The sequence below is a fragment of the Mariniflexile aquimaris genome, assembly GCF_042676825.1.
Taxonomy (GTDB): Bacteria; Bacteroidota; Bacteroidia; order Flavobacteriales; family Flavobacteriaceae; genus Mariniflexile; species Mariniflexile aquimaris.
The window spans coordinates 896,447-911,361 of the sequence record NZ_JBHTIB010000002.1 but is presented as its reverse complement, the minus strand read 5'-3'; the positions used below and the strand labels follow the sequence as shown (position 1 = coordinate 911,361).

The following is a 14,915-nucleotide window of genomic DNA, read 5'->3' as shown; positions in this document are numbered from 1 at the left end:
GTTTTATTAGAAACTGCTCTTTTCAACAATACCCTAAGATAAGTTTTTAAGGGACTACCAATGTAATATCGGCTAATGCTGTTTCTGTTTGTGGTACCACTACAGCTTCAATTTCTTGGGAAACATACCCCGTTGCACTAACAGTAACGATGTAAGTTCCGACTGGCACATTTTCTAAAAGAAATTCTCCATTAGCATTAGAATTTACGGTAGCTATATTTTCGGTGGTGCCTTTTAATTTTAAAGTTACAGTAACTACAATGTTATTTGTTACATCACCACTTATTGAGCCTGGTTTAAATTGTAATTCAATAGGATTTGTAATGGTTGTAATTTGTCCGTTGCTAACTACAACCCCTATTGCGCTTCCGGAAGCATAATCCGATGTTTCGTCTAAAGGTGTCACTACCACATCATATGTTCCTGCCGGCACTCCCCATAATGCAAAAGCGCCTGTGTTGTCTGTATATGCCGAAATAATAAAATCATCTTCTATTTCTGGCGTTCCATTATCATCCACTAAAACCGATGCCATTGCTGGCACATCTGTTGGACTAACCATGCCTTTTATAATACCAGAGCTAGCTTCTGCATTTACATAAAGTACTGGTTTTAAAATAATGTTCCCTGAGTTTCCTGCATGAACAATTGATTTTGCAACATCGAAATCTAAAACAAAATCATAGGTGAAACCTTCTTCAATTAAAGTATTAACTTTTAGTTTTAAACCTGATTGTTGTGCGCTTGGTGTTTTTAGTTCAAACGTTTCGTTTTCGTTATTTTGGTTTTTGATAACAATTGTATTTCCATTACCTAACACCAATCGCATTTGACTTAATGTTCCGGCGGGAATTGGAAATCTATCCACTAACACTTTACTAAAACCACCTGTGAAATCTAATAAATTAACTATTTCATTTGACGCATTAAGAGATATCCATCCATTATCATCTGTATTGTCGTTATCCATTTTAATCATAACATCAACAATTTCGACATTAACAGCTTCATAATCACCAGGTGCATCCACTAATCTTACGCTAATAGTTGGCGCAACATCATTCATGTCTCCCGATTTATTAGAATCGCATGAAAATAAAAATGCAATAAAAAATAAAGGGAACATTAATTTTAAAATTTTCAGTTTACTCATCATTCTATTTTTTTAAAATATTATATTTAGATATACGTGAAAAAAGTTCTTTTTAGATGGAAAATAAAAATGTTAGAATTCCGATACCTTTTAAATCGCTTATAATCAACACTTCACATTATTTATTTTCAATAATACAATTTTAAAATTCATTTAAGTATTTTTATACATGAATTGCATAAATACTTATACGAAATGTTGTTTTGCTAATTAAAGAATAAAAAAATATGACAAAAACAGCCTTAATAACTGGAGCAACAAGTGGAATTGGACATGCCACGGCTTTCGAATTTGCTAAACATGGCATTAATTTGGTGTTATGTGGCAGACGTTTAGACCGGCTTACTACCATACAAAAAGCCTTAGAAAAACTAACCCATGTGCACATCTTAAATTTTGATGTTAGAGATAAAGCTGAAACATTAAAAGCCATTGCATCGCTACCGGAACCATTTAAAACCATAGATATTTTAATTAATAATGCCGGTAATGCGCATGGATTAGACCCTATAAACGAAGGAAGTTTAGATGATTGGGACGCCATGATGGATATAAACGTTAAAGGCTTATTGTATGTTAGTAGCGCTATAATTCCGCAAATGACCGAACGTAAATCGGGGCATATTATCAATATCGGGTCTTCGGCGGGAAAAGAAGTATACCCGAAAGGAAACGTGTATTGTGGCAGCAAACATGCCGTTTTAGCTATTACTGAAGGCATGCGCATAGATTTAAACCCTTACGGAATAAAAGTTGGTGCTATTAATCCGGGGTTAGTTGAAACCGAATTTTCGAAAGTACGCTTTAAGGGTGATAAAATAGCCGATTCTGTGTACAAAGGTTTCAAGGCTCTTCAAGCCGAAGATGTTGCAGAAGTAATATATTTTGTTGTTTCGAGACCTGCTCATGTAAATATTGCCGATGTGTTGATGTTTTGTACGGCGCAGGCGAATAGCACTATTTTGAAAAAGGATATTTAGAACTGATAAGAATAAGATTCCCGCCTTCGCGGGAATGACAAAAAGATGATTAACAAACGCCTACTTATAAAACACTTGTTGTCGCATAACGACGAAAACAGTTTTTACGATAAAAAACGTAAAGTGGATATTAGTTTTAAAGAAGGAAAAGCAAAGTTTTTAAAACATATTTGCGCGCTTTCTAACAGCAATCCAAATAACAACTCCTATATTGTTATTGGTGTTGAAGATGAAGACAACCAAATAGTAGGTGTCGATTTTTTTGATGATAGTAAAATTCAAAATCTTATTAATGCATATTTAACCAATCCGCCTATTGTTCAATACGAAAACATTCCTTTTCCACATTTGCCAGACGATAAAGTTGTGGGATTAGTAACCATTAGGCCAACAGGAAAAATAACTTCTCTGAGAAAAAACATCTGGAAATATTACGGCGGCTCCGTGTTTTTTAGAGATGGCAGTATGAGCATGCCCAAAGTATTCGATATAGAACTTCAAGATAATAATTCTAAGATCGTTGAAGCTATCGAAAACAATGCGCAAAACAATATTGAACATACCTTAAACGGGGTTTTCGATTTTTTTAAAAAGAGAAAAGATTACAATCCGCAATACAAGGTTTTTAAGGAGTATTTTGTAGTCTGTTGGGCCGGACAAAAGAAGCTGGTTAAAAATGAAGTTTTTTATTCTAGAGTTGATATTGAACTTATTAACGAACAGGTTCGGTTGTTTTTTTCAGCCTTAGATGAAGTCGCCATTTTTATTGATGAAGAATCCTTTAAAATTATTGAATATGTTAATCTAGGGTTTCAAAACTCTAACAAATACTATCAACTGGAAGAAACTATAATTAGCTTTGAAAACAACGCCAATTATAATATTGAAACCAAATTACTTTTTGAAGCGCCACAATACGACAAGAAAGTACTTCACCACATTTACAACGCTACCAATGCGATTTTAGAAAAGCTAAAAAAAGGCATTCCCTTTACTAAAAACGAAGAATTAGATCTAAAAAATTTACCCGTAACGTATTTAATTTGTTACCTGAATTTATTTCATGAAGCTATAGATAAACTTGAAGAAGCAAAACCATTTTTACGAAATTATAGCGAAGAAATATATCAATTATATAAAGAATCTATGCGAATTTTAAGAAAAGTAAAATACAGCTAAAGACTTAACTTTAAATTAACTTTTAGCTTTCAATTCGTGAGAAAAAATACATATATTTGTAGCGCTATTAATCTTTTCAAGATGTAAATCCTGTCTCTCCCGTAATAACCCGGCATTGAGGCAGGGTTTTTTTTATGCGTTAATTTCAAGAGATCCTAATACCAATCTTATCTCACTATAAGTGAATTTATCATCAATTTTATTTTTAAGATCAGACAGATTTTCGAAGGTGGTAGCTTGAATAATTGTTTTTAACTCTAGATACTTTTCTTTTGGCATTAAATCTGTAATTGTTATTTCGCCTGTTGGAATGTAATGCACTAAATGCCCCTGAATAGTAGTTTCAACAAAACCGCGTTCTTTAGCAATTTCTGCAATCAACATACCGCTTTTAAACATGTCTAACGACACCTTTTTAGTGTCTTCTTTTTTTGACTTCTCCTTCTTTATAGGTTCTTTTTTTGAAATTGTTTGGCTCGCTTCAAGTTCATTTGTATCGCAATACTCTTTAATAATATCCAGAATTTCGTCGCCATATTTTTCCACTCTCACTTTTCCCATACCGTTAACAGCAAGTAACTGCTTTTTAGTAAGCGGTAGCATATCGCATAAATCGTATAATGATTTCTGAGTAAAAACAACATAATGTGGTACATTTTCGGCGTCTGCAAATTCCGCTCGCAATGCTTTTAGCTTTTCAAATAACACAGGATGTTCTGAGGTATCTTTGCGCTCCTTTTTTACCGAGGTGGTTTTGGTTTTTTGCAAAACAGCCTTCGCACGCAATTCCAAATATTTTAGGCTGCTATAGTTATCTTTTAACCCATTTAAACAAAATAGTTTTGTTGCCAATTGTTCTTCAATTGTATCTAACTGTTTATTGATTTCTTTATCAATTTCTTTATTCTCGGTAGAAAATGTAATTAAATCAAAAGGCGATTTTATATATTCTAAAGTGTGTTTTGTAAAATATTCTAAAGCTTTATGAATTCTTTCTTGAATAACTGGACTTTTTTCCGGCTCCAAAACATCAGCACACAACGATTTTAATTGTGCTAAAAAACTGGTATTTAACTTTAATAATTTGGTGATGCCTTCGTCTTTAATCGCAATTAAAGGTTCAATCATATTTCCTTTTAAGCTACTGGAATTTTTATAATAAATATCCATTAATCGGTTAACAGGATACATAAAGTCATAAAAATTAAGCAGTTCTTCAACTAAGTTTAACTGATATACTTTTTGCGATTCGTTTAAAATTGCTTCGTTTGGTTGCTTATTTTCAACCGATTCGTTAAACGAACTCACGCGCATATCGTTTATAATACTGTCTTCACTAATCGGGTTTTTTAAAACAATCCCTTCAAGGGTTCTGCATCTACTTAAAGCGACATAGGTTTGCCCATGCGCAAACGATGCTTGCGCGTCAATAATGGCTCTATCAAAAGTAAGCCCTTGGCTTTTATGAATTGTAATTGCCCAAGCCAATCGTAACGGCATCTGTGAAAACGCTCCCGAAACTTGCTCGGTTATTTCTTTGGTTTCCTTATTAATACTGTAATTAATATTTTCCCAAATTTCGGGTGTCACCACAATATCAAAATCGTCACCTTGACATCTTACGGTAACTTCATCTTTATTTAATTCGATAACCTCGCCAATTTTCCCATTAAAATAGCGCTTTTCGCTTGTGCTGTCGTTTTTAACAAACATCACCTGAGCGCCTTTTTTCAACTCTAGCTTTTCATGTGTTGGATACGAATATTCAGGGAAATTACCTTCAACCGCCGCCTTATAAAAATAGCTTTTAGATGTTATTTTTTGCAACTCCAAATCATTCATTGCATTGGCTCTGTTATTGTGCGTGGTAAGGGTAATGTAACCATCGTTTTTATTCGGAACAAAGTCTACGATATAGCGTTCGTTTAAAAGTGCCGCCGATTTACTAGTTAGTTTATTATTCCTAATTTCGTTTAAAATACTAATAAACACTTCGTTATCCTGCCGGTAAATATGTTTCAGCTCAATGCTAATGGGGTTGCAACTTTTAAACACCTTGCTACTAAAAAAATAAGGTGTATCGTAGTAGTTTTTAAGTAGGTCCCATTCGTTGTCCTTCACCACGGGCGAGAGTTGCTGCAAATCGCCAATCATAAGCACTTGCACGCCACCAAACACTTTAGTTCGGTCTCGATAGCGTTTTAAAACCTGATCGATACCATCCAATAAATCGGCGCGAACCATACTAATTTCGTCAATAATCAAAAGGTCTAACGACTTAATAATATCAATTTTAGTCTTATTAAATTTTCGTTGAAAGCCGGATTCCGATCTTTGAAAACCAGTTTCTTCTGGCAAAACCGGACCAAAAGCCATTTGAAAAAACGAATGTATAGTGACTCCTTTCGCATTAATGGCCGCCACACCTGTTGGTGCCACAACTACCAATCGCTTAAACGATTTTTGCTTTAAACTGTGTAAAAAAGTGGTTTTTCCGGTACCTGCTTTTCCGGTTAAAAAAACGTTTCTATCTGTTTTTTCAACAAAATCCCAGGCTAACTCAAGTTCTTGGTTTTTGGACATTGGGGGTTTTAAAATCAATGTTTTCTAAAAAACAAATATAGTTAAATCCTTATAAATTATTTGGGCGTTACCACACCCTTCGTCTCCGCTCAGGGCAGGCGGTCGGGCTTTACGCTAAATCTTTTTAAAACGTCATTGCGCGGAGGCACGACAAAGCAATCTGCCCACACCGTGTTCTATCCTAAATATATTCCTTAAGTTTTTAAAAAGGATATCGCTTCAATCCCTAACGCGGAAGAAAAGACCTCACAGGTTTTTAAAACCTGTGAGGTCTTGAATAATCTATATTTTAAACAAATAGATTCCTGCTTTCGCAGGAATTTTACAAATCAAATTTAATGCCTTGCGCTAAAGGTAAACTAGTAGTGTAATTAATCGTATTCGTTTGGCGTCGCATATACACTTTCCAAGCATCGCTCCCCGATTCGCGTCCGCCACCCGTTTCTTTTTCACCTCCAAAAGCACCTCCAATTTCGGCTCCCGATGTTCCTATATTTACATTGGCAATGCCACAATCAGATCCTGCAACCGATAAAAATCGCTCTGCTTCACGTAAATTATTCGTCATAATTGCAGAACTTAAACCTTGCGCCACATTATTTTGAATCTCAATAGCATTTTCAACCTCACCAGTATATTTCAACAAGTATAAAACTGGAGCAAATGTTTCATGTTGTACAATTTTAAATTCGGGTTTGGCTTCGGCAATCGCTGGTTTTACATAACAACCACTTTCATAACCTTCGCCTTGTAAAACACCGCCTTCAACAATAAGTTTTCCTCCTTCTTCAACTACTTTGGCTAAAGCGTTTTGATACATTTTTACAGCGTCTGTATCGATTAAAGGACCCACATGGTTTTTTTCATCTAAAGGATTTCCTATACGTAATTGTTTGTATGCATCGGTAAGCGCGGTTTTTACTTTGTCGTAAATAGATTCATGAATTATTAAACGACGCGTAGACGTACAACGTTGTCCTGCGGTTCCAACGGCACCAAAAACAGCGCCAATAACCGTCATTTTTATATCGGCATCTGGGGTTACAATTATGGCATTGTTTCCGCCTAATTCTAGCAAACTTCTGCCTAAACGTTTTGCCACTTCCTGCGCCACAATTTTACCCATTCTAGTAGAACCTGTCGCCGAAATTAACGGAATACGCTTGTCTTTAGTCATTAACTCTCCAACTTGATAATCGCCATTAATTAAGCATGAAATACCTTCGGGTAAATTGTTTGCTTTAAAAACTTCGGCCGCAATATTTTGGCAGGCAATGCCGCAAAGTGGTGCTTTTTCGCTGGGTTTCCAAACACAAACATCGCCACAAACCCAAGCTAATGCCGTATTCCAACTCCAAACAGCCACCGGAAAATTGAATGCTGAAATAATACCAACCACACCAAGCGGATGGTATTGCTCGTACATGCGATGTCCTGGTCTTTCAGAATGCATCGTTAACCCATGCAACTGTCTTGACAAACCAACTGCAAAATCGCAGATATCAATCATTTCCTGAACCTCACCCAAACCTTCTTGGTAGGATTTCCCCATTTCATACGAAACCAATTTTCCTAAAGCCTGTTTTTTCTCGCGTAATTTATCTCCAAACTGACGTACAATTTCCCCGCGTTGTGGTGCTGGCATTAATCGCCAAATTTTAAACGCTTTGGTGGCGGCATCCATTACTTTTTCAAAATCTTCGACCGTAGTAGTGGCTACTTTCGCTATTAATTGCCCATCAACTGGCGAATATGACTCTAAAACATCTCCATTAGAAAAATTATTAGAACCCGTAGAAGTCCCGTCGTTTATATCTTTTACCCCTAAAATATTTAGGGCATTTTGCATTCCGAAATTGGTTGCTGTAGCTTGCATGTTTATTGAATTATTATTCTATTGAAATTTACTTACGAATATAGCAATAAAAAGTCGTTTTAGCTGAAGTTTATTAAAGATAAAACTATTAACTTTATTGCAACTTATTAGTTATTCTTCTATCATGAAAAATATCATTCTTCTTGCGCTAATTGTATTGTTTGTGTCTTGTAAAAATCATTCAAATTCAAAGATTGAAAAGACTGAGCCAAAACAAGCACAGTTTTCAATAGTAATTCACGGTGGTGCCGGTTCAATTTTAAAGAAAAATATGTCGCCCGAACAAGAACTATTATATAAAGCAAAACTTGAAGAAGCCATTCGCATTGGTTATGAGATTTTAAAAAATGGCGGTTCTAGTTTAGATGCGGTTCAAAAAACAATTAATATTCTAGAAGATTCTCCGCTTTTTAACGCTGGTAAAGGCGCGGTTTTTACAAATGCCGAAACGAATGAGCACGATGCATCTATTATGGACGGACAAACATTAAAAGCCGGAGCGTCAGCAGGAACAACCATAGTTAAAAACCCCATTAATTTGGCGCGTGCCATCATGGACCATTCGCCACACGTAATGCTTTCTGGAAAAGGCGCCGAAACCTTTGCCCAAGAACAAGGCTTAGAAATTGTAGACCCCAGTTATTTCTACACCGAAAAAAGTTATAAGGCTTTACAACGGGTTAAAGACATGCAAAAAACAGCATTTTATAATGAAGCCATAAAAGATTCTAAATTCGGAACAGTAGGCTGTGTTGCCTTAGATATGGAAGGCAATTTAGCGGCAGGAACCTCTACAGGTGGCATGACCAACAAACGTTGGGGACGCATTGGCGATTCGCCCATAATTGGTTCTGGGACATATGCTAATAATAGCACTTGCGCGGTGTCTTGCACAGGTTGGGGTGAGTATTTTATACGCGCCGTTGTTGCACACGATATTTCTACTTTAATGGAATATAAAGGGCTAAGTTTAAAAGAGGCAGCGTTTGAAGTTATTCAGAAGAAAGTTCCGGAACTAGGTGGCGATGGTGGTATCATTGCCGTTGATAAAAATGGAAATATGACGATGGAATTTAATACTCCTGGTATGTTTAGGGCAAGCATGAATGATAAAGGAGAACTTTATATTGGTTTGTACGAAAATTAATAAAATTCAAACGCTATTTAAACAATAAGAAACAACTTACTATTTCTTTTTGTAAATTTCACTCTCAAAATAAAGCACCATTATATGTCCGTTAAAAAGTTTTATGTCCTTGTTATTCTAATCGCATTAGTCGCAGCATGTAAAAATAAAGAAGTAGAAACCGATAATTTATTCAAATTTCGAGAATATATAAGCTATACAACTTCTGGGTTGGTTTCGGTTGCAGACCCTATCGAAATCAATTTAGCAAAAGAGGTTGCCGGTTGGGAAATGGGCAAAGATCTTAACCAAAATATTATAAGCATCACGCCCCATGTTCAAGGAACATTAACTGTTGCAAATAACCACGCCTTACTTTTTACCCCCGATGAATATTTAGACCCATCAACCGAATATACTGTAAGTGTAAAGCTAAGCGACATCTATAAAAAGGTTAAAAAAGGTTTCGAAACATACACTTTTCAATTTAAAACCATCACGCCAAATTTCAATATTGTTACTAATAATTTACAATCGTACAGTAAAAATTGGCAGTATTTAGAAGCTGTTTTGCGCTCGGCAGATGTTATTTCTTTAGAAGATGCCAAAAAATTAGTTGAAGCTTTTCAAGGTGAAAAAAAATTACCTATTGCCTTTAATGAAACGAGCAAACATGCCAGACTATATGAGTTTAAAATTGATAGCATTAACCGCAAAATTGATGATAGCGAAATTCTGGTAAGATGGAACGGCAAAGCAATTAAGGCAGATAACGAAGGCGAAAACAAAGTGTTTATTCCAGGAATAAACAACTTTACAATTGTTAATGTTGAAGTGATTCAAACGCCAGAACAATACCTTTCAATAAACTTTTCCGACCCCTTAAAAACTCAGCAAAACTTTGATGGATTGGTAACCCTTCAAACGGTAAAAAATCCAAAATATGTAGTAGATGGCAATGTGCTTAAAGTGTACCCTGAATCTAAATTAGTTGGAAATATTCAAGTTGATGTATTTCAGGGCATTTCTAATACCGACGGGTTTAAACTTAAAAAACCTTTTTCCGAAATTATAGCTTTTGAAGAATTAAAACCTCAAGTTCGGTTAATTAGCAATGGGACTATTTTGCCTAATTCGCAAGAACTTAAATTCAATTTTGAAGCCGTAAATCTAAAAGCAGTTGATGTTAGAATTATTAAAATTTTTAAAGATAACATCCTGCAATTTTTACAAGATAACGATTTAAATAATAGCGATTCCTATACGATTAGACAAGTAGGGCGGCGAATTGCAAAACAAACCATTCAACTACAAACCCCTGCCGAAAACACAGGAAAATGGAAAGCATACAGCATCGATTTATCGAAGTTTTTTAAGGCAGATCCGGGTGCTATTTATCGCGTAGAATTAAGTTTTAATAAAGATTACTCTTTATATAATTGTGATGCCAACCCTTCTACAACAAATACGGAAAACGACGAATATGACGCGTATTATGAAGATGAATATTACGATAACAATCCCACAGAAAGCACTCCTGAAGAAGAAGAATTACGTGAAGAAGCCTATTGGGACAACCTAGTGTACCGTTACAAAAATTACAGCTACAATTGGAACGAAGAAAACAACCCGTGCCATAATGCCTACTATAACGAATCTAAAATTGTTTCACAAAACTTATTGGCATCTAACCTAGGTGTTATAGCAAAACAAGGTACCAATAACTCGTATTATTTTGCGGTTACCAATATTCTAACCACCGAACCAGAAGCCAATGCAACCGTTAAATTATACAATTTTCAACAACAGGAATTAGCAAGTGCTTTAACCGATAAAGATGGATTAACCTTAGTAGACTTAAACAAAAATGCGGCGTTTGCAATTGTTTCAAAAGGAAAAAATACCTCCTATATAAAACTCGCCGATGGAAACTCCTTGTCGCTTAGTAAGTTTGATGTTTCTGGGAATAAATTAGAACGCGGACTAAAAGGTTACATTTACGGCGAACGCGGAGTTTGGCGCCCTGGTGACACACTACATTTAACATTTATATTGAACGATTTTACCAATCCTTTACCAAAAGGACATCCTGTTAAAATGGAAATTACAGACCCAAATGGGAAATTGGTGTATAAAAACGTAACATCGTACAACGTAAATAACTTTTATAAATTTACGTTTCCAACGTCTTCTGAAGACAAAACAGGCAACTACAACGCCAAAGTTTCGGTTGGTGGCGCCACCTTTTACAAAGGATTAAAAATTGAAACCGTTAAACCAAACCGTTTAAAAATTAAAGTAGATTTTGAAAACGACATTCTTTCAAGCAAAGAAGCTTTAAAAGGAACTTTAGATGTAAAATGGCTTCATGGTGCGCCTGGAAAAAATTTAAAAGCCGAAATTAAAGCCAAATTTAGCAGTTCCAATACGGCTTTTAAAAACTATAAGGATTACACGTTTAACGACCCAACAAAAGAATTTAATACCGAAGAAATTAATGTTTTTGAAGGCTCTGTGGATGCTGAAGGATTAGCAAAAATAAACAATAAACTAGAAATTGGTAAAAATGCTCCGGGCATGTTAAACGTTCAGTTTTTGGTGCGTGCTTTTGAGAACGGTGGCGATTTTTCTATGGATGCCTTTACCAAACAATATGCCCCTTACGAGTCGTTTGTAGGTTTACGTGCCCCAAAAGGAAATGCGTATAGTTCCTTTTTTACAGACGAAAACCAAACCTTCGATATTGCCGTTGTTAATCCTAATGGAAAACCTGTAAATCGCAACAATCTGGAAGTAAAAGTGTATAAAGTAGAATGGCGTTGGTGGTGGAATTCGTCTTACGACAACCTATCAAGTTATGTGTCTAGTTCATTTCACAAGCCATTTTTAAATAGCAAAATAAATACCGATTCAAACGGAAAAGCACAAATCAACATCAAAATTCCAGACAACCAACGGGGTCGATATCTCATTAGAATTGTAGATCCTGTTAGTGGTCATGCCACAGGACAAACGGCTTATTTTTATAAAAACTGGTATGCCCCTGCTGGCGATAAAGAAGCTGCTAAAATGCTCGTATTTTCAGCCGATAAAGAAAATTATAACGTAGGTGAAACGGCTAAAATTAAATTTAAATCGGGTAGTGAAGGTCGAGCGCTAGTAAGTGTAGAAAATGGCACCGAAGTGTTAGATTATAAATGGGTAAAAACCACCAAAGGAGAAACCACGGTTCAAATTCCCATAACTTCAGAAATGGCCCCAAATGTATTTATCAACATCTCCCTTTTACAACCGCACGCCATAACAGCCAACGATTTACCAATACGTTTATACGGCGTAATTCCAATTATGGTCGAAGACCCATCAACCAAATTAGCACCTCAATTAAAAATGCCAAATGTTTTAAGACCAGAACAAGGTTTTCAGCTGTCTGTTTCAGAAAAAAACAAAAAAGCTATGACCTATACCATCGCCGTAGTTGAAGAAGGTTTACTGGATTTAACACGATTTAAAACCCCAAATGCTTGGGATGCATTTTATACCCGCGAAGCTTTGGGCGTAAAAACTTGGGATGTTTTTGATGACGTTATTGGTGCTTATAGCGGTAGCATCGACCAAGTTTTTGCCATTGGTGGCGACGGAAATGCAACCGCAGGAAAAAACAAAAAAGCCAACCGCTTTAAACCTGTGGTTATTTATTTAGGTCCGTTTGCCTTAAAAGCTGGCGAAACAAAAAACCATAACATAAAACTTCCAAATTATATAGGCGCAGTACGCACTATGGTCGTTGCAGGAAATCCTACTACCAAAGCTTATGGCAGCACAGATAAATCGGTAGAAGTTAAAAAACCTTTAATGGTATTGGCTACGCTTCCGCGGAAATTAAGTCCAGGTGAAAAAGTAACACTTCCAGTAACGGTGTTTGCTATGGAAAACCATGTGAAAAATGTAAACATCAGTTTGAAATTAAGCAATGGAATTTCGGTAGTAGGAGAAAAAACGAAGCAGTTATCATTTACAAGACCCGATGAACAAATGACTTATTTTGAGTTGGATGTAAGTAAAGCCAAAGGAATTAATACAGTTGAAGTAATTGCAACTGGCAATGGTGAAACATCGACCTATAAGGTTGAATTAGATGTTATAAATCCAAACCCAATCACCTCAATTCCTATTGATAAAAACCTAGAAGCCAACACTAAAGAAACTTTAGAGTTTTCAACCTTTGGTGTTGCTGGAACCAATAGTGCAACCATTGAGTTTTCAACCATGCCGCCCATGGATTTTTCTCGTCGTTTGCAATACCTAATTCAATACCCTCATGGCTGTGTAGAACAAACTACATCGAGCGTGTTCCCGCAGTTATTCTTAGGAGATATTTTCGATTTAACTTACGATAAAAAGAAGCAAATTGAAAGTAATATTAAAGAAGGCATCATTCAGTTAGGATATTTTCAACAACCAAATGGCGGATTAAGTTATTGGGTTGGAGAAAGTACTGCCGACGATTGGGGAACCAGTTACGCGGGCCATTTCATGATTGAGGCAGAGAAAAAAGGCTATGTGCTACCATTAACCTTTAAAAACAATTGGTTAAAATACCAAAAACAGGCTGCTAGAGATTGGAGGCCAAGTTATAGAACCTACAATTCCGATTTAGCGCAGGCTTACCGATTATATACCTTAGCACTTTCCGGCAATGCCGATTTAGCTTCTATGAATAGATTGCGGGAATTCAGCGAAATTTCAAACGAAGCCAAATGGCGCCTTGCCGCAGCTTATGCATTGGCAGGACAAAAAGAGGCTAGTAATAGCATTTCGAAAACAGCAAATATTAACTTCGTTCCGCCAAAATATAACTATTACACGTACGGATCGGTAGATAGAAACAGAGCTATGGCGCTAGAAACCATGATGCTTACCAAAAATTCTAAAACACGAGAATTGGCGCAATATATTGCCAAAGATTTATCTAGCAATCGCTGGATGAGCACCCAAACCACCGCTTATAGTTTATTGGCCATGGCAAAAATGGTAACTTCTAATGGCGGAAAAGCGTTGAATATTAGTTACACTATAAATGGCAAAACAGAAACCATTAATTCTAAAAGTGCCATTGCGCAACGCGATTTAAAAGTGATTGACGGAGCCAACAATTTAACAATTACCAATAATAAAGATAACGTTGTTTACGTGCGTGTTTTAAACTCTGGAAAATTACCGCTAGGCGAAGAAATAGCAGAACAACGTGGATTGAGTATTTCTGTTGAATACAAAGATTTAAAAGGCAATAAAATAGACGTATCTCGATTACAACAAGGTCAAGATTTTGTGGCTAACGTTAGCGTTAGTAATATGAAGAATGAAGCTGTTCAAAATGTAGCCCTAACCGAAATTTTCCCTTCGGGATGGGAAATTGTAAATACCCGCTTTACCGAATTTGGAGATGCTACTACAAGTCAAGCGCGCTACACAGATATAAAAGATGACCGTGTAAATTTCTATTTTGATTTGCCCGAAAAAGGAAAACACAGCACAAAAACATTTAACGTTATGCTGAATGCATCCTACTTAGGAACGTATTATTTACCAGGAATTCAAGCTGAAGCCATGTATGATAATGAGTATTTAGTGAGAACAAAAGGACAATGGATAACGGTTGAAAAATAACCTATGACAAAAGATTTTAAACCCTATTACGCCGTAATCTTCACCTCAACCCAAAACAAAAACATTAAAGGTTATGATGAAATGGCATCAAAAATGGAAGACTTGGCAAAAACACAAAAAGGCTATTTAGGAATGGATAGCGCACGAAACGATGTTGGTATTACAGTAAGTTATTGGGAAAGTTTAGAAGCCATAAAAAACTGGAAACAACATACAGACCATATGTTAGCGCAACAAAAAGGTCGAGAAAACTGGTATAGTTGGTACAACGTGCGGATTTGTAAAGTGGAGCGTGAGTATGAATTTAATAGATAAAAACTGTGTCGTAATTACGAAGGAAGCATGACT

General features: G+C 36.0%; 8 protein-coding genes. 5 read left to right on the top strand and 3 right to left on the bottom strand.

Going from position 1 to position 14,915, the window contains the following annotated elements:
• Nucleotides 1-46: 46 nt before the first annotated feature.
• A complete protein-coding gene (locus ACFQ0I_RS04055) occupies nucleotides 47-1,153 on the bottom strand; it encodes a DUF4382 domain-containing protein (protein ID WP_379939584.1) in 1,107 nt (368 codons plus the stop codon).
• Nucleotides 1,154-1,380: 227 nt separating this feature from the next.
• Between ACFQ0I_RS04055 and ACFQ0I_RS04050 the strand changes: the two genes are divergently transcribed.
• Both ACFQ0I_RS04050 and ACFQ0I_RS04045 read left to right on the top strand, forming a co-directional pair.
• Complete coding sequence (locus ACFQ0I_RS04050; RefSeq protein ID WP_379939582.1) at nucleotides 1,381-2,133, top strand: SDR family NAD(P)-dependent oxidoreductase; 753 nt, start codon at nucleotides 1,381-1,383, stop codon at nucleotides 2,131-2,133.
• Between the two features lie 45 nt (nucleotides 2,134-2,178).
• Entirely contained in the window at nucleotides 2,179-3,312 is a 1,134-nt protein-coding gene (locus ACFQ0I_RS04045; protein ID WP_379939580.1) for an ATP-binding protein, read from the top strand.
• Between the two features lie 132 nt (nucleotides 3,313-3,444).
• Here ACFQ0I_RS04045 and ACFQ0I_RS04040 read toward each other — a convergent pair whose 3' ends face one another.
• Entirely contained in the window at nucleotides 3,445-5,895 is a 2,451-nt protein-coding gene (locus ACFQ0I_RS04040; RefSeq protein WP_379939578.1) for a helix-turn-helix domain-containing protein, read from the bottom strand.
• 322 nt (nucleotides 5,896-6,217) lie between these two features.
• Complete coding sequence (gene amaB / locus ACFQ0I_RS04035) at nucleotides 6,218-7,771, bottom strand: L-piperidine-6-carboxylate dehydrogenase (protein ID WP_379939576.1); 1,554 nt, start codon at nucleotides 7,769-7,771, stop codon at nucleotides 6,218-6,220.
• 124 nt (nucleotides 7,772-7,895) lie between these two features.
• Between amaB and ACFQ0I_RS04030 the strand changes: the two genes are divergently transcribed.
• From ACFQ0I_RS04030 to ACFQ0I_RS04020, 3 genes are all read left to right on the top strand, one after another.
• A complete protein-coding gene (locus ACFQ0I_RS04030) occupies nucleotides 7,896-8,918 on the top strand; it encodes an isoaspartyl peptidase/L-asparaginase family protein (protein ID WP_379939574.1) in 1,023 nt (340 codons plus the stop codon).
• An 84-nt stretch (nucleotides 8,919-9,002) separates the two neighbouring features.
• On the top strand, nucleotides 9,003-14,567 hold the full coding sequence (locus ACFQ0I_RS04025; RefSeq protein WP_379939573.1) for an alpha-2-macroglobulin family protein: 5,565 nt from the start codon (nucleotides 9,003-9,005) through the stop codon (nucleotides 14,565-14,567).
• Between the two features lie 3 nt (nucleotides 14,568-14,570).
• Complete coding sequence (locus ACFQ0I_RS04020) at nucleotides 14,571-14,882, top strand: antibiotic biosynthesis monooxygenase family protein (RefSeq protein ID WP_379939571.1); 312 nt, start codon at nucleotides 14,571-14,573, stop codon at nucleotides 14,880-14,882.
• Nucleotides 14,883-14,915: the final 33 nt, after the last annotated feature.